A 15,522-nucleotide genomic window follows, 5' to 3' on the forward strand; every position below is an offset into this window, starting at 1 on the left:
GTGAGGACTCCTAGAGCCAGGTCCCGGGACGGGACGGCGCGTCGTCCGTGACTCGCACGGCCCCATCGGCAGTGGTGATCCGGCCGGGAGTCGCCCGATCGGGTGCCGGTCGCGTCTCGTCCCGCTGCTCGCCGCCGTTGCTGTGGCCGTTGCTGTGTCCCTGGCCGGGTTGCGCGTCGCCGTGCGTCACGTCGAAGGCAGCGAGCTCCAGGCCCTGGCCGGAGAGCAGAGCGCGTACGTCGTGAGCGGCGGCCGTGAGCGCGCCGACCGCAGCGGCGTCGGCGGTCCGCAGGCTGACGTCGACGTGACCGCCGGCCCGGCCAGGTCGCACGGTGAGCCGCACCAGCACGGCAGCGCCGTCGACCCCGTCGAGACGCACGACGAGGCTGGCCCGACCACCGCCCTGCAGCTGCAGGCCGCGGGCGAGCTCGGCCATCGCCGGGCGCACCGACCCGAGGTCGGGCGACGGTAGGGCTGGCTGGGCGGGCGTGGCCGCGACGGTGGGGCCGGCCAGCGGCGGGGGGACGGCCGGCGTTGACGGCGTGGCCGGGGTAGCCGGGGCGGCGGACTCCGCGGGCGTCGCGGGGGTCGCGGGGGTCGCTGGGGTCGCTGGGGTCGCGGGGGTCGCGGGGGTGCTGTCCGCGGACCCGGTGGGCCGGAACGGGTCGGTGGACAGCGCCGGGTCGGACCGGCTCGCCCCGAGTGCTGGCTCGACCGCGCTGTCCACCGTGCCTCGGGCTGGCGATCCCCCGGGGCTGGTCGTAGCCGGTGTTGCGTTGGCCGGCGCCGTGGTCGCCGGTGCTGCGTCGGCGGGCGCGGGTGCGTGGGTGACCGTCGTGGCGAGCGCGACTGTGGGGGCAGTAGTGGGGAGGGCGACGGCGATCGGGGCGGCAGGAGCCGGGAGGGTCGGGGCTGGCGTACCCGCGGCGGGGACGGGTGCCTGCTGGGGGTCGGCCGCGTCTGCAGCCGGGTTCGCGGCAGGGATCGCGGGAGGGATCGCGGCCGGGATCGCCGGGGACGGTGCGGCCGCGGCCGCCGCATCAGTGCTCGGGATCGGGGCGCTGCTCGTGGGGACCGTGGCAGCAGTGGGGGCGACAGTGGGAGCGACGGTGGGAGCGACGGTGTTGCCGGACGGGTCCTCGACGGGGGTCGGCGTGAGTGCGACGACCGGCGTCGGTGCTGTCCCCAGAGCGATGTCGTCGAGCGCGATGTCGTCGAGCGCGGTGTCGCCCATGGCGGCGCCCTCCGGCGCGGGGTCGTCCGGTGTGTCCGCGGCGGTGACAAGGTCGGTGCCCACGGGGGAGGTCGGATCCTCACCGGTCGGGACGCGCTGGCCGGGTGGAACGGCGTCCTCGGTCGGTGGGGTGTGGCGGGCGTGCCCGGTGCGGCGACCGTGCTGGAGGCCCTGCGTGGAGGGGCCGGCGGGTGCGGGGTCGGCGCCGGGAGGTGCGAACGGCGCGGTCGCCTCGTCGAGCAGGTGCCCGAACCCGTTCGGTGACGGGCTGGGACGGCCCGCCCGCCCGGCGGCGCCGGTCGTGCCCGGGGCGGGGGGTGTGGCGGTGACGGTCATGCGGCGCCTCCGAGGGAGCGGTAGCGGTCGAGCACGGTCGTGACGTAGCGGCGGGTCTCGTCGTACGGCGGGATCCCACCGTGCTTGCGGACCGCGGTCGGGCCGGCGTTGTAGGCCGCGAGCGCGAGCTCGACCGAGCCGCCGAACGCGGACAGCTGCTGGGCGAGGTAGCGGCCGCCGCCACGCAGCGCCTGCGCGGGGTCGAGGGGGTCGACGCCGAGTCCCTGGGCGGTGCGGGGCATGAGCTGCATGAGGCCCTGCGCACCCGCGGAGGAGCGGGCCGAGGGGTTGAAGCCGGACTCCGACCAGGCGACAGCCGACAGCAGCCGCGGGTCGACGCCGGTCTCGGTGGCGGCGGTCGCGATGTCGTCGGCGAAGCGGCGGCCGCTCGCGGGCAGCCCTGCGGCCCACGAGGCGCCTGCGGTCGGGGAGCCGGCGCGGGAGGCTGCCGGCACGGCTGCGTCGTCGGGCAGGACCCGGCGGATCGTCGTCGCCTTGGACAGGTCGACGGGCGCGACCTTGACGACGTCCCCGGTCTTCGGCGCGACGATCCAGGTGCCGGCCCCGGCATAGATGCCGATGTGGTCGACCTTGCCGCGCTCGAAGAAGACCAGGTCGCCCGGCCGGGCCTCGGCAGCGCTGACCTCGCGCCCGGCGCGGGCCTGGTCGTTGGACACCCGGGGGAGGTCGACACCGAGCTGGGCGTAGGTCCACTGCACGAGCCCGGAGCAGTCGAAGCCGCCGGGGGACTCGCCACCCCAGACGTAGGGCGTGCCGAGGTGCTGCGAGGCGAGCGCGACGGCTCGTTCGCCGGTCGCCGCGGCGCTCGCCCGCGGGTGGGACCAGCGCGTCGTCGGTCCGGCCGCACCGGACGGACCGGTGGGCGTGGCGGTCGGCGTGGCGGTCGGCGTGGCGGACCGCAGCTCGCTCGCGAAGGACGGGGCGGATCCGGTCGTCGTCGTACCCGTGATCGCGGTGCCGAGGGTCCCGCCTGCCTGGGTCGGAGCGCCCGCGAGGGAGCGCAGTCGCGCCTCGATCGCCTGGGTGCGGGCCTGCACCTCGGACAGGCTCATGGTCGCCGCCCCGCGGACATGTCGTCGGCGAGCCGCTGGGCGGCGCGCTCGCGGGCCGCGTCGTCCTCCGCGCGCTGGCGGGCGTGCAGCTCCTCGAGCAGCCGCTGGCGGCGGCGCAGCTCGGTCCACCGGGCGAGGGCTTCGTCGCGGGCGGCCGCGGCGTCGGTCACCGCGCGGTCGGTGGCGAGCACGGATGCGGCGCGGGCGGCGACGACCGTCCCGCTCGCGAGCAGGTCGGCGACGGACCCACCGGTCAGCGTCGTGGCCTCGAGCCGGGCGCGCGCGTCGGTGTGCTCCCGCTCGGCCTCCCGCACCGCTGCCTGTGCGGCTCCGACCGCCCCGCGGGCCACGGTCTGCTGCAGCGCCGCGACGCGCAGGACGGTGGTGAGGCGGCGGCTCACGACAGCACCTGCGAGAGTTGCTCCCAGGAGCGCTCCGAGTCGGCGACCTCGTCCACCGGCTGGCGCAGGAACGACGTGAGCAGCTCCTTGCGGGCCAGGGCCTCGTCGACCAGCGGGTCGCTGCCATGGGCGTAGGCGCCGATCTCCACGAGGTCCTTGGCCGACGCCGCGGCGGCGAGCAGTCGGCGCATCCGGGCGGCGAGCTCGAGTCGTGGCTTGGGGGTCACCTTGGAGGCGAGCCGGGAGACCGACTCGAGGACGTCGACGGTGGGGAAGTGGCCCTCGGCGGCGAGCCGCCGGGACAGCACGACGTGGCCGTCGAGGATGGAGCGGGCGTGGTCGGCGACGGGGTCGTTCATGTCGTCGCCCTCGACGAGCACGGTGTAGAGAGCAGTGATGGTGCCGCGCTCGGCGGGACCGGCGCGCTCGAGCAGCTTCGGCAGCTCGGCGAAGACCGAGGGCGGGTAGCCGCGGGTCGCGGGCGGCTCGCCGGCGGCCAGGCCGATCTCGCGCCGGGCCATCGCGAAGCGGGTCAGGGAGTCGACGAGCAGCAGCACATCGGCGCCCTCGTCGCGGTAGTGCTCGGCGATCCGCGTCGCGGTGTAGGCGGCGCGCAGCCGCATGAGAGGCGGCTCGTCGGACGTTGCGACGACGCAGGTGACCCGGTCGCGGCCGTGCGCCCCGAGGTCGTCCTCGAGGAACTCGCGGACCTCGCGGCCACGCTCCCCGACCAGGCCGACGACCACGACGTCGGCCTTCGTGCCGCGCGCCATCATCCCGAGCAGCGTGGACTTGCCGACGCCCGAGCCGGCGAAGATGCCGACCCGCTGGCCGCGGCCGCAGGGGGTCATCGTGTCGAGGCACCGGACCCCGAGGGGGAGCGGCTCGGTGATGCGCTGGCGCTTGAGCGGGTGGGGCACGGCACCGTCGAGCCCGGTGAGCCGGCCGGTGAGGGCAGGCCCGCCGTCGATGGGTCGGCCGAGGGCGTCGAGCACCCGGCCGGCGAGGTCGGGACCGACCCGCATCCGCAGCCCCGCGCCGGTCGGCTCGACGGGGGCGCCGGGGGAGACGCCCTCCAGGTCGCCGTAGGGGGCAAGCAGCAGCGCGTCCTCGCGGACCGCGACGACCTGGGCGGGCACGCGGCGCTCCCCGACCGAGATCGCGACGACGTCGCCGAGGGCACCGCGCAGCCCGCGGCACTCGGCCTCCAGCCCGACGACGCGCGAGACCCGGCCGGTGGGGCGAAGCGGCAGCACGTGGGACAGCTGGTCGGTGATGCTCACTGGACCCCCCGGGCCGGGTCGACCCCAAGGGTCTCGGCCGCGATGCGCAGGGCAGCGGCCACGGACACGTCGACGCTGCCGGCCTCGGTGTCGAACGACGCGTCACCGGGTGCGAGCGCGTCGTCGACGACGACCTCGACGCCGGCCCGGCCGGCGGCCCAGCCGCGGACCGCCTGAGCGTCGGCGCGCGAGACCAGGATCCGGGTGGTGGGGCTGGGCAGCAGCGCCTGCGAGGCCTCTCCGAGCCGGGCAAGAAGGCTGCGGCTCGAGCCGGGCAGCTCGTGGCGCAGCACCCACTCGGTGAGATCGAGGGCGGAGGCGAGCACGGCGCGGCTGGAGGCGTCGACCTCCTCGGCGTGCAGTCGGGAGGCCTGCGTGGCGAGCAGCTCCAGCGCCGCGGCGGCACGCAGCGTGGCGCCGGCGCCCTCCTCGAGCGCCGCAGCGCGGCCGGCGTCGAAGCCGGTGGCGAACGCCGATGCCAGCGCGTCCTGCCGCAGCTGCTCGGCGGCGAGCGCGGCGGCGCGCAGCTGGTCGCCCGAGGTGCGCTCGGCCACGACGTCGCGGGCCTTCAGGAACTGCGTCACTCGTCGTCCCCCGGGCGCACGAGCACGATGGCGCCCTCCTCCTCGAGGCGGCGCGCGGTCGCGACGATCGCGCCGCGGGCCTCGGTGACCTCGGAGGAGCGCACCCCGCGCAGCAGCTCCATCTCCTCGACGAGCGTCTCTCGCGCGCGCTCGGACAGGTTGGCGAGCACCCGGCCGCGGGTGTGCTCGGGCGACGTGGAGAGCGCGACGGCGAGCTCGCGGGTGTCGACGCCGCGCAGCAGGACCTGCATGGCGCGCGCCTCGAGCGCGCAGACGTCGTCGAAGGTGAACAGCGCCTCGCGGGTGCGCTCGGCCAGCTCGGGGGAGGCCTCGGACAGCGCCTGCAGGAGGTCACGCGAGGCGTCTCGACCGGCCTTCGCGAGCACGCCCGCGAGCAGCTCGGGGCCCTCCAGCCGCCTGACGTCGGAGCGCAGCACGTCGGCGACCCGGGCGCGCAGCCCCGCCTCGACCTGCCGGACGCTGTCGGGGTGGACCGCGCCGAGAGCAGCGATCCGCGCGGCCACCCGGGGGCGCGCGTCGTCGGGGAGCCGGACCAGCAGCTGGGCGGCTGTCCGCGGGTCGAGGTGGGCGAGCGCGAGGGCGACCGCACCGGCCGGCTCCGTCGACAGCGCCGTGGCGGCCGCGTCGGGGTCGGCCTCGGACAGCCAGGCGAAGGGCGCCGGCACGTCGAGCTCGGCCGCGGCCAGCGCACCGCGCTCGGGGCCCAGAGCCCGCACGAGCAGGTCCTGCGCGAAGCGCTTGCCGGGGGCGGGCAGGAGGTCGATGCCGTCGAGCCCGCGGACCAGCTCGGACAGCGTGCTGCGGACCTCGTCCGGGCTGACCGGTCCGAGCCGGGCGACCTCGGCGGCCAGCAGCTTGACCTCGTCCTCGTCGAGGCCGCGCAGGACCGCCGCGCCCCGCTCGGGCCCGAGGGCGACGAGCGCGACGGCCGCCTTGCGGCGCCCCGTGGGGGTGCCGGTCTGCAGTGCCGTCACCGCTCACCCGTCCCCGCGTTGGCCAGCCACCCGCGCAGCAGGCCGGTCACCTCGTCGGTGCTGTCGTCGAGCCGGGTCATGAGGTCGCCGTCCGACCTCGGTGCCGGCACCGCGCCGATCGGAAGCGCCGCGGGCGTCCCGGCGGGCAGGCCGCGGGCTCCGCTGCGTGCTCCCTCGATGGCCGCGGTGAGCTGGTCGGCGGGGACCTCGCTGGTGGCAGCCCGCTTGACGGTGCGGAGCAGTCCGCCCGCGACGAGCAGCAGGAGCAGCGCACCGAGCGCCGGTCCGGCGTACGCCTGGGCCTGGTCGGTGATCGAGGCGCCCGCAGCGGCGGCCTCTGTCGTCGCCTCCTCGGGGAGCAGGAACGACGGCGTCGTGACGGCGATGGTGTCGCCCCGGGACGGGTCGAGGCCGACGGCGGCCGACACCAGCGACGTGATCTCTGCGACGGACGGGGCGTTCTTGGCGTTGCGGTCGACGGCGACCGCGACGCTGAGCCGCTTCACACCGCCTGGGGCCACGAGCTCGTGGGTGACGGTGCGCGAGACGCCGTTGACGGTCGACGTCTGCGACTTGGCGTAGCCGCTGTCGCCGCTCGCCGAGGGTGACGGCGTGGGCTGGCCCACCGCACCGGCGGCGATCGCTCCCGGCGCGGTCGTGTAGGTCTCGGAGGTGGTGTCGGACGAGAGCACGGCCGTGCCGTCCTTGTCGAAGGTCTCGCGGTCGATCGTGGTGTCGGAGCGGTCGATGTCGGCGCTGACGCGGACGACCGCGCGGCCCGGACCGACGAGCGTGGCGAACATCGAGTCGACCCGCGCGGCGAGGGCGTCCTCGTAGGCCTGCCGCTCCTGGAGGGCGCGGTCGCCACCGCTGCCGCCGTCGGCCGTGAGCAGTGAGCCGGTCGAGTCGGTGACGCTGACGTCACCGGGGGCGAGACCCGGGACCGCGGAGGCGACCAGGTGGGTGATGGCGTCGACGGTGTCCTCGGGCAGCGTCGAGCCGCTGTCGACGAGGACTGACGCACGGGCCGCCTCGGCGTCCTCGGTGAACAGCCGCTTCTCCGGCAGGGCGAGGTGGACCTGGGCGCTGCGCACGCCGTCGATCTCGGTGAGCGACGACGCCAGTGTCGCCTCGAGGCCGCGCTGGTAGGCGACCTGCTGCTGGAACGACGACGACGTGAGGCCCTTCTCGTCGAAGGCTGCCCAGCCGCCCTGGGTCTTGCCGGCGGGCAGGCCCGCGGCCGCCACATCGAGGCGCTGCTGCTGCACGGCGTCCTTCGGGACCAGCACGGTGCTCCCGCCGCCGGTCAGCTGGTAGGGCACCCCGGCCGCCTCGAGGTGGTCGGTGACCGCCGCGGCGTCCTCGGCCTCGAGGCCGGCGAGGAGCACGGAGTACGTCGGGGCGCTGGCCCACCGCACGAAGGCGCTCCCACCCACGACGGCGACCACACCGAGCAGCCCGATGATGACGAGCTGCGAGGGCGAGAAGCCCTTGAGGACACCGAGGGCTCGGGTGCGCAGGGCGTTGACGTCGACAGCGGGCATCAGACCTGCATCCTCATGATCTCCTGGTAGGCCTCGACGGCGCGGTTGCGCAGCGCGACGGTGAGCTCGACGCCGAGCTGGGCCTTGGCGGCGGCGGCGGTGAACTGGTGGACGTCCTGCAGCTCGCCGGTGGCGACGCCGGCGGCCAGGCCGTCGGCCTTGTTGGTGAGCTTGCTGACCGACTGCAGGCTCTCGGCGAAGCCGCCGCCGGTCGCGGCGGCAGGCCCACTGCTGATCGTCGGCGGGACGAAGGGGGTTGCGCCGACCGGCCCGATGCTCACGACTGCGTCCCGATGCGCAGGGCGGTGCGGTAGGCGTCGCGCGCCTGGGTCATCACCGAGAGGTTCGCCTGGTAGAGCCGGCTCGCCATGAGCAGGTGCGTCATCTCCTGCGACAGGTCGACCTTGGGGCGGGTCACGTAGCCCTCCGCGTCGGCGAGCGGGTTGTCGGGGTCGAAGACGACGTCGGGTGCGCCACCGGCGACCTCGATGCCAGTGACGTCGACGCCGGCCTGGCCGGTGCGCGCCTGCGCGACGACGAGGCGCGCACGGAACGGCTCCTCGCCCGCGGGGCGCACCGTGTCGACGTTGGCGACGTTGTCGGAGACCGCCTCCATCCAGGTGCGGCCGAGGGTGACCCCGCTGGCCGCGGCGTCGAGGGCGCCGAACATGCTCATCGGATCGCCGCCCGCAGGATGGCGTGGCGGTAGTTGGCGGCCTGCACGAGCGCCTCGTACTGCAGCCCGGAGCGCATCAGCGACGTCGCCTCGGACTCGAGCTCGACGGTGTTGCCGTCCTCGCGGGCCTGGCCTCCGCCGTCGACGACCTCGAAGGAGGCCTCACGCGGACGGCCTGCCGCGAGCGCCGCGGACAGGCTGCTCTCGAACTCGACGCGCTGGGCGCGGTAGCCGGGAGTCATCGCGTTGGCGATGTTCTGCGACGTCACGCGCTGGCGCAGCGCGACGCCGTCGAGGGCGCGCTCGAGCGCTCCCGAGACTCTGTCGTCGAACATGCGGCTCACCTCGCATGAGGTGCGCAGGGTCCCTGCCGTGGGTGCGCGGTGCCGTCCGTGTTGCTCGACCATCGGTCCCTGTGACCGTGTGATGACGGACCGTCAGGGTCATCTCCCGAGACCACCCGTACGGGCCATCACGACATGGCCCGCCCCGTCCCCGTCGAGGAGTCAGGCGGAGTAGGCGCGCTCGCGCTCGAGCTGGGTTCGCTGGGCGGCGACGGCGCGCTCCGCCTCGTCCATGCGGGCCACGACGGCGAGGGCGCGCAGTCGCAGCCGAGGGGGTACGCCGCCCTCCGGTCCGCCGGTCGGGACGGGGAGGGTGGAGGCGCCCGTGCGCGCGCCGGCGACGACTGCGGCGGCCCAGGCGTCGAGGGCGTCGAGGTGATCGTCCCAGCCGTCGCCGTGCATCAGGACGCCCGCGCGGTGAGGGTGCAGCAGGACGCCCGCCACGCCTCCTGCAGCGGGGCCAGGACCTCCAGCGCGTCGGCGATGCCGGTGCCGCCCCGCGCCGTCGAGGCATCGAGCAGCCGGGTCCAGCACCAGGTGTAGAGCGCGTCGAGGTGGCTCGCGAGGTCGCCCGCGTCGTGGTTGAGGGTGCTGCGCAGCTCCAGCACGATGTCCTGGGCCTTCTGGATGCGGGGGAGCGCGGCGAGGTGCTGCTGCTCGCCCTGCAGTCGCTGGGCGGAGCGCAGCGCACCGACGGCAGCGTCGTACAGCATGGCGGTGAGCTCCGCGGGGCTCGCGGTCATGACGCGGTCGACCAGGTAGCGCTCGGAGGCTGCTGCGGCGATGTCCATGGAGGGTCCTTCCTCGGCGGCGAACCGTCCGTGGTCCGCAGGTGCCCATCGGCGGGGTGCCGACGGGGTCGTTCGCCCGATCAGGCGAGACCGCCGATCTGCGCGTTGAGCCGGGCCGACTGGCTGCGCAGGGCGTTCATCATCACGTCGAGCTGGGAGAACTGGCGGCGGTAGCGGGCCTCCGTGGTCCGGAGGCGCGAGTCCATCGCGTCCATCTGCTTCTGGCGGCTGCCGGCCTCGGTGCCCGCGGCGTTGCGGGCCGTCACGACGAACCCTTCGCCCGTCCCGTCCCGCTTCGCGGCGTCGGCAACCGACTTCGCAAAGCCCGAGAGCAGGGCGGCGACACCGTCGGGGTCGTCGGCGACCGCCTTGGACAGCACCGTGTCGTCGAGGGTGAAGGTGCCCTGGCGGGTGACCGTGATGCCGATCTGGCTGAGTGCCTTCTTGTCCGTGGCCGAAGTCGCGGTCGAGGCCAGCACGAACAGCCCCGACGTCAGGCTCCGCGCGCTCGAGTCGCTCGCGAGCGGCCCGCCCTTCGCGCCGCCGGTGCCCTGCTTGGTCTGGGTGCTGACGCCGTTGATGAGGGAGTTGGCTGCGTCGACGAGCGCCTTCGTGCGGCTCACCAGACCGGGGACGTCGCGGGTCACCGCGACAGTGGTCTCGGCGGTGCCCCCGACGGGCGCCGCCTTGACGAGGTTGAGGGTCACACCGGGGACGAGGTCGGTGACGGTGTTGCTGCTGCGACGGACCGTGAGCCCACCCATCTCGAGCACCGCGTCCGATGCCGCACGGACCGTGGACAGGCCGCTCTCGAGCGCGGCGATGCCGCTGCTGGTGATGGTGAGCGCACCTGCACTGCCGGTCGCCGCCGCCGTGAGGACGAGCCGCGACGGGGCGGCGCTGCCGTCGCGCAGGTCCACCACGCTCGCCGACACCGGCGACCCGGCGACGGCGAGCTCGGCGGCGAGCTGCTGCGCGGTGGTCGTGGCGTCGGTGCGCACGACCACGGCGGTGGCCGTACCGGCGCGCAGCGAGGTCCCGAGCGAGAGGGTGAGGCCGCCGGTCGAGTAGGAGCCGCTGCCGTCGAGCGCGGTCAGCACCTGCTCGGTGCCACCGTCCACGGTCAGCTTGCCGTCGGTCCCCGTGGCCGTCGCTCCGTCGAGGCCGAGGGCGGCGGCCGCAGACCCGCTGACCGCGAGCGTCACGGCGGAGCCCTCGGCGCGGGTAGATACCGCGAGCCGCCCGGACACGACCGCCACGGTGACGTCCGGACCGAGCGCGGCACCGAGGTCGGTGGCGAGCGCGTCGACGCTGGCGTAGGACGCCTGCAGCGTCGCCGAGCGGGTGGAGCCGTCGGCCAACGTGATCATCAGCTCGCCACCGGAGTCCAGCGGGGGAGCGGTCGTGCCGGTGGCGGTCGCGGCCGCGGAGGACTGGGTCACGACCACGGCGTGGCGCCCGGTCGTCGCGGTCCCGTCGGCGGTCAGGCCGGTGAGACCGATCCCCGACGTCCCCGCGCTCACCAGGGCGCTACCGGCACCGACGAGGCTGGTGGCTCCTGGCAGGGCGGAGGAGGAGAGCTGCTGAGCGGCCGCGAGCGAGCGCACGATGAGCCCGACGCTGCCGAGCTGCGCGCCCGCTGCCGCGGTCGCGGTGATGCTGGTGCTGTCGCTCGAGGACGCGACGGAGCCGGCCACCTTGGTCGGCGTCGACAGCGCGTCGGCGGCGGTGCGCAGTGAGGAGAGCCGGCCGGCGAGGTCGGCCCAGGCGGTCTGGCGCGACAGCGCCGACAGGCGCAGCGTGTTGTAGCGGCTCTGGTTGGAGCGCTCGGCCGACATGAGCTGGTTGACGATCGACTCGGTGTCGAGGCCCGAGCCCAGCCCTCCGATGGACGCCACCGGTCCTCACCTCCCCTGCTGTCGGTGCTGCTGCCCGCCTGCCGCGGCGGCGACCGGGGTCCGGATCGCCGCCGCGGCAGGAGTGGGCGGTGGTGCTGTCTGGTGCTGGCTACTAGCCGCGCAGGAGGCTGAGGACGCCCTGCGAGGACTGGTTGGCCTGGGCGAGCATCGCGGTACCGGCCTGGCTGAGGATCTGGTTGCGGGAGAAGGTGGTCATCTCCTGCGCCACGTCGGTGTCGCGCACGCGGCTCTCCGACGCCGAGAGGTTCTCGATCGTCACGCCGAGGTTGGCGATGGTGTGCTCCAGGCGGTTCTGGGTCGCACCGATCTTGCCTCGGGCCGCGCTCACCGCGTCGATCTGCGTGTCGACGTCGGCGATGTTCGTGATGCCCGTGGTGCCGGCACCGAGAGCCGTGGCGACGGCCCCCAGGTCGAGGGTGATCGCGAGGCTGACGGTGTCGCTGTCGTCGGCACCGACCTGGAACGCGCCGCTGTAGGAGCCGTCGAGCAGGGTCAGCCCGTTGAACTTGGTGCTGGTCCCCACCCGGGTGATCTCCGAGGCGAGCTCCTTGTACTCGTCGTCCAGAGCGGTTCCCGAGGCGGTGCTGTTGCCACCGCTGTTGGCCTTCTGGACGGCGAGGTCGCGCATGCGCTGCAGGACGGCGTGGACCTCGTTGAGGGCGCCTTCTGCGGTCTGCGCGACCGAGACGCCGTCCTGGGAGTTGCGGACGGCGACCTTGTGACCGTTGACCTGCGAGCGCAGCTTCTCGCTGTTGACGAGACCGGCCGCGTCGTCGGCTGCCCGGTTGATGCGGTACCCGGAGGACAGCTTCTCCAGGCTCTTGCCCATCTGCCCCTCGGTGACGCTGAGGTTGCGGTAGGCGTTCATCGCCGCGATGTTGGTGTTCACGCGAAGCGACATGGTGGTGCTCCCATCCGTAGAGGTGTCTGACCGCCCCGCATCCGTGCCGGGCACGGTCCCTATCGGGGGTCCTCGCGGGAGTGGAGTCACCTGACCGGGTGACGCGCGAACGGCCGGCCCGCTCAGGGGACCGGCCGTTCGTCGTACGCGGCTAGCGCAGGAGCGACAGGACGCCCTGCGACGAGCTGTTGGCCTGGGCCAGCATGGCGGTGCCCGCCTGGGACAGGATCTGGCTGCGGCTGAACGCCGTCATCTCCTGCGCGACGTCGGTGTCGCGCACCCGGCTCTCCGACGCCGAGAGGTTCTCGACGGCGACGCCCAGGTTGGCGATGGTGTGCTCGATGCGGTTCTGGGTCGCACCGATCTTCCCGCGGGCGGCGGAGACGGCGTCGATCTGGGTGTCGACGGTGGCGATGGTGCCGGCCGTGGTGCCCAGGGCGGTCTCCACCGCGCCGAGGTCGAGCGTGACGGCGAGGCTGATCGTGTCGCTGTCGTCGGCCCCGACCTGGAAGGTGCCGGAGTAGGCGCCGTCCAGCAGGGTCTGGCCGTTGAACTTCGTGCTGGTGCCGATCCGGCCGACCTCCGCGGCGAGCTCGGCGTACTCGTCGTCGAGAGCGGTGTTGGCCGCCGTCGAGTTGCCGCCCGCGTTGGACTTCTGGACGGCCAGGTCGCGCATGCGCTGCAGGACCGAGTGGACCTCGTTGAGCGCGCCCTCAGCCGTCTGCGCGACCGAGACGCCGTCCTGGGCGTTGCGGCTCGCGACCTTCAGGCCGTTGACCTGCGAGCGCAGCTTCTCGCTGTTGACGAGGCCGGCGGCGTCGTCTGCTGCGCGGTTGATGCGGAACCCCGAGGACAGCTTCTCGAGGCTCTTGCCCATCTGCCCCTCGGTGACCGTGAGGTTCCGATAGGCGTTCATCGCTGCGGTGTTGGTGTTCACCCTCAGAGACATGGTGCTTCTCCCGTCCGTGTTGGTCGTGCCGCCGTGGCATCCGTGCCGCGGCTACAACACTCATCGGGTCGGGAGTGGCTCGTCCCCCTTACCCGACAGGGTGGTCCCCAGGGCCTGGGCGAGGTCGCGGTCCAGCTCGTCGACGTCAGCGACACGGGCGAGGTGTCGTCGCGCTGCCTCGAGGCGGCCGAGCGCCGCGAGGCAGCGCGCCCGGCCGCGGGCGCCGTCGTCGCCGTCGACGGTCCGCCAGACGGCCAGTGCCCGTCGCGGCGCGCTCGTCTCCAGGTCCCCGGCCAGCTGCACGACGACGTCGCGGGGCCTCGAGGCGGCCAGCAGCGCGATCTCGCAGTCGGCCCGTACCGCGTCGGCGGACGCGCTGCCTTCCTGGCTCGGCAGCCCCTGCGGCAGACGGTCCGGCAGCGGCGCGTCGAGCACCTCGAGCGCGCCGTCGTGGTCACCACCGGCGTGCAGGGCTGCAGCCAGCGCGGTCCGGCTGGGGCTGTCGCCGGGCGCGAGCGCCAGGGCCAGCCGGGCGTGCCGCTCCGCCGTCTCCGCGTCGTCGGCGTGCACGGCCACCTGGGCGAGCGCCCGGTGGCACAGCGTGCGCACCACCCGCTCGGCGTCGGGCAGCTGGGCCAGGCAGGAGAGGTACGCCGCGACCGCGTCCGTGCGCCTGGCCTGCCCGTGCAGCGCCCGCGCCAGCTCGAAGGCGCTGCGCCAGCCCGGCTCGTCGCGGGCCTGCAGCTGCGCGAGCCTGGCGTTGCGCGCCGCGGTCCCCTTGGCGCGCAGGACCTCCGGCAGGTGACCGCTGTGCTCCAGGAGCAGCCCCGGCAGCGCCCGCAGGTCTGCAGGGGGGCCCACCGGCTCCAGGTGCTCGTGGACCCGGCCGACCCAGCGCAGCCGACTGCGCCGGAACACCGTGGTGCGGCGCTGGACGGTCCGGCCGTCGGCACCGAGGTGGTGGACCTGCGAGACCAGGCCGTCACCGGTGCCGAGGGCAGACCGCAGGGCGGGGACGTCCACCGCGGCGACCACCTCGTCGGCGTCGATGTGGAGCACCCAGTCGCTGCGCGCGTGCTCGAGCGCTGCGTTGCGGGCGGCCGCGAAGTCGTCGGTCCAGGGGATGTGCACGACCCGGGCGCCCATCGCGACCGCGATGGCGACCGTGCCGTCGAGCGAGCCGGTGTCGGCGACGACGACCTCGTCGACGACGTCGCGCAGGGACGCCAGGCACAGAGGAAGCCGCTCCTGCTCGTCGCGCACGATGAGGACGGCGCTGAGCTCGGGCGCGGCGACGGGGAGCGGCGGCGCGGTCGCCAGTGCACGCCACGCGGCGGCGGTGGTGGCCAGCAGGAGCGCGTCGGCCCTGGCCGCGCGGGTCGCCGCGTCGACGGGTTGCAGGTCGACGGGTCGCTCGTCGTCCGCGACGACCGCGACCGCCGTGTCCGGGCCGACTGCCGCCGCCACCGCCGGTCCGACAGCGCCGGCCGAGACGGTCACCAGTTCTGCGTCGGCGTCCGCGGGCCAGGTCGTCTGCAGGTGCTCGACCGCGGCCGCGACCTGGTCGGGCCGGGTGACGACGAGGACGACCGTCGCCGGTGGCGTCACCTCAGGAACGACGCGAGTGACGGCAGGTTGGCCCGGCTCGCTGCGCCGAGCGCGGCCTCGTAGCCCGACTGCGCGGAGTTGAGCGTCAGCACGGCGGCGGCCAGGTCGACGTCCTCGAGCTCGCTGCGGCGGGCGGCGAGGTCCTCACCGGCGACCGCCCCGGCGCTGTCGGCAGCCGAGACCCGGTTGGCCGTCGCGCCCACCTGCGCAAGTGCCCGCAGCACCCGGTCCTGACCGCGGTCCACCGCGACCGAGCTCGCCCTGGTCGCCGTGGCGTCCCCGGCCCGCACCGCGGCCGACAGCGACGTCAGCGTCGCGAAGGCGTCCTCGCCGGCGCTGAAGCCGAGCAGGTCCGCTCCGTCGACGTTGATCTGGAGGGTGATGGTCGGGCTGACCTGGCGCTGCACGACCCCGCCGTCGCCGGCGTAGCTGACGGTCCCGTCGGGCGCGGTGGCGAGCGCGGCCTGGCCGAAACCCGCGAACAGCGGTCGGCCCAGGTGACGGGTCGACGCGAGGTCCTTGAGCTCGCTGCGCAGCTGGTCGATCTCGGCGGCGATCGCCTCGCGGCCGTCGGCGGAGAGCCCGCCGTTGACCGCGGAGGTCGCCAGCGAGCGGACCCTGGTCATGAGGGTCGACATCGACTGCAGGGCTCCGTCGGCGGTGTCGAGCCAGCCCCGCGCGTCGGTCGCGACCCGGCGGAAGGACTGCCAGTCGGCCTCCTGCGCGCGGTAGCGCCCGGCAGCCGTCGCCGACGGCGCGTCTTCGGACCAGCTGTTGATGCGCTTGCCTGAGGACAGCTGTCGGGACACGTCCTGGACGCGGCCGAGCGCGCCGCCGAGGCCCTGGACCGTCTGCAGGTAGGCGCTGCTAGAGCTGACGCGCAC

The 15,522-nt window shown here is 74.9% G+C and carries 17 protein-coding genes; all 17 read right to left on the reverse strand.

Features of this window, described 5'->3' with window-relative positions:
• Nucleotides 1-10: 10 nt before the first annotated feature.
• Nucleotides 11-1,570, reverse strand: coding sequence for a hypothetical protein (locus Q8R60_18745; protein ID MDP3714508.1), 1,560 nt, complete (start codon nucleotides 1,568-1,570; stop codon nucleotides 11-13).
• Entirely contained in the window at nucleotides 1,567-2,643 is a 1,077-nt protein-coding gene (locus Q8R60_18750) for an NlpC/P60 family protein (GenBank protein MDP3714509.1), read from the reverse strand. The genes Q8R60_18745 and Q8R60_18750 overlap by 4 nt, the downstream gene beginning before the upstream one ends.
• Entirely contained in the window at nucleotides 2,640-3,044 is a 405-nt protein-coding gene (locus Q8R60_18755; protein MDP3714510.1) for a flagellar FliJ family protein, read from the reverse strand. Before Q8R60_18755 ends, Q8R60_18750 begins: the two co-directional genes overlap by 4 nt.
• Nucleotides 3,041-4,327: a FliI/YscN family ATPase gene (locus tag Q8R60_18760; GenBank protein MDP3714511.1), complete on the reverse strand. Its 1,287-nt coding sequence runs from the start codon at nucleotides 4,325-4,327 to the stop codon at nucleotides 3,041-3,043. The genes Q8R60_18755 and Q8R60_18760 overlap by 4 nt, the downstream gene beginning before the upstream one ends.
• A complete protein-coding gene (locus tag Q8R60_18765) occupies nucleotides 4,324-4,911 on the reverse strand; it encodes a FliH/SctL family protein (GenBank protein MDP3714512.1) in 588 nt (195 codons plus the stop codon). The genes Q8R60_18760 and Q8R60_18765 overlap by 4 nt, the downstream gene beginning before the upstream one ends.
• Nucleotides 4,908-5,906 (reverse strand): FliG C-terminal domain-containing protein, encoded by a 999-nt coding sequence (locus Q8R60_18770; protein MDP3714513.1) that lies wholly within the window; start codon nucleotides 5,904-5,906, stop codon nucleotides 4,908-4,910. Before Q8R60_18770 ends, Q8R60_18765 begins: the two co-directional genes overlap by 4 nt.
• A complete protein-coding gene (fliF, locus tag Q8R60_18775) occupies nucleotides 5,903-7,450 on the reverse strand; it encodes a flagellar basal-body MS-ring/collar protein FliF (GenBank protein ID MDP3714514.1) in 1,548 nt (515 codons plus the stop codon). The genes Q8R60_18770 and fliF overlap by 4 nt, the downstream gene beginning before the upstream one ends.
• On the reverse strand, nucleotides 7,450-7,731 hold the full coding sequence (gene fliE, locus Q8R60_18780) for a flagellar hook-basal body complex protein FliE (GenBank protein MDP3714515.1): 282 nt from the start codon (nucleotides 7,729-7,731) through the stop codon (nucleotides 7,450-7,452). Before fliE ends, fliF begins: the two co-directional genes overlap by 1 nt.
• The gene (flgC, locus tag Q8R60_18785; protein ID MDP3714516.1) at nucleotides 7,728-8,126 is read right to left on the reverse strand and encodes a flagellar basal body rod protein FlgC; all 399 of its coding nucleotides are present in this window, start codon (nucleotides 8,124-8,126) and stop codon (nucleotides 7,728-7,730) included. The genes fliE and flgC overlap by 4 nt, the downstream gene beginning before the upstream one ends.
• Nucleotides 8,123-8,461, reverse strand: a complete 339-nt coding sequence (locus Q8R60_18790; protein MDP3714517.1) for a hypothetical protein — start codon at nucleotides 8,459-8,461, stop codon at nucleotides 8,123-8,125. The genes flgC and Q8R60_18790 overlap by 4 nt, the downstream gene beginning before the upstream one ends.
• A 171-nt stretch (nucleotides 8,462-8,632) precedes the next feature.
• Nucleotides 8,633-8,914, reverse strand: a complete 282-nt coding sequence (locus tag Q8R60_18795; GenBank protein MDP3714518.1) for a hypothetical protein — start codon at nucleotides 8,912-8,914, stop codon at nucleotides 8,633-8,635.
• A complete protein-coding gene (gene fliS, locus Q8R60_18800) occupies nucleotides 8,872-9,261 on the reverse strand; it encodes a flagellar export chaperone FliS (protein ID MDP3714519.1) in 390 nt (129 codons plus the stop codon). Before fliS ends, Q8R60_18795 begins: the two co-directional genes overlap by 43 nt.
• A gap of 80 nt (nucleotides 9,262-9,341) precedes the next feature.
• Nucleotides 9,342-11,159 (reverse strand): flagellar filament capping protein FliD, encoded by a 1,818-nt coding sequence (gene fliD / locus Q8R60_18805; GenBank protein MDP3714520.1) that lies wholly within the window; start codon nucleotides 11,157-11,159, stop codon nucleotides 9,342-9,344.
• A gap of 112 nt (nucleotides 11,160-11,271) precedes the next feature.
• Nucleotides 11,272-12,081 (reverse strand): flagellin, encoded by an 810-nt coding sequence (locus tag Q8R60_18810; GenBank protein ID MDP3714521.1) that lies wholly within the window; start codon nucleotides 12,079-12,081, stop codon nucleotides 11,272-11,274.
• Between the two features lie 151 nt (nucleotides 12,082-12,232).
• Nucleotides 12,233-13,030 carry a flagellin gene (locus tag Q8R60_18815; protein ID MDP3714522.1) on the reverse strand — a complete coding sequence of 266 codons (798 nt, stop codon included), beginning with the start codon at nucleotides 13,028-13,030 and terminating at the stop codon, nucleotides 12,233-12,235.
• A gap of 60 nt (nucleotides 13,031-13,090) precedes the next feature.
• Nucleotides 13,091-14,638: a glycosyltransferase gene (locus Q8R60_18820; GenBank protein MDP3714523.1), complete on the reverse strand. Its 1,548-nt coding sequence runs from the start codon at nucleotides 14,636-14,638 to the stop codon at nucleotides 13,091-13,093.
• Nucleotides 14,635-15,522, reverse strand: coding sequence for a flagellar hook-associated protein FlgL (flgL, locus tag Q8R60_18825; GenBank protein MDP3714524.1), 888 nt, complete (start codon nucleotides 15,520-15,522; stop codon nucleotides 14,635-14,637). The genes Q8R60_18820 and flgL overlap by 4 nt, the downstream gene beginning before the upstream one ends.

The organism is Mycobacteriales bacterium, assembly GCA_030697205.1.
GTDB lineage: Bacteria > Actinomycetota > Actinomycetes > Mycobacteriales > SCTD01 > JAUYQP01.

Excerpts from the sequence above, each read along its gene's own strand:
- Q8R60_18745 (MDP3714508.1), bottom strand. The coding sequence starts at position 1,570 with ATGACCGTCACCGCCACACCCCCCGCCCCGGGCACGACCGGCGCCGCC.
- Q8R60_18810 (MDP3714521.1), bottom strand. The coding sequence starts at position 12,081 with ATGTCGCTTCGCGTGAACACCAACATCGCGGCGATGAACGCCTACCGC.
- fliS (MDP3714519.1), bottom strand. The coding sequence starts at position 9,261 with ATGGACATCGCCGCAGCAGCCTCCGAGCGCTACCTGGTCGACCGCGTC.
- flgC (MDP3714516.1), bottom strand. The coding sequence starts at position 8,126 with ATGAGCATGTTCGGCGCCCTCGACGCCGCGGCCAGCGGGGTCACCCTC.
- Q8R60_18815 (MDP3714522.1), bottom strand. The coding sequence starts at position 13,030 with ATGTCTCTGAGGGTGAACACCAACACCGCAGCGATGAACGCCTATCGG.
- fliF (MDP3714514.1), bottom strand. The coding sequence starts at position 7,450 with ATGCCCGCTGTCGACGTCAACGCCCTGCGCACCCGAGCCCTCGGTGTC.
- Q8R60_18750 (MDP3714509.1), bottom strand. The coding sequence starts at position 2,643 with ATGAGCCTGTCCGAGGTGCAGGCCCGCACCCAGGCGATCGAGGCGCGA.
- Q8R60_18790 (MDP3714517.1), bottom strand. The coding sequence starts at position 8,461 with ATGTTCGACGACAGAGTCTCGGGAGCGCTCGAGCGCGCCCTCGACGGC.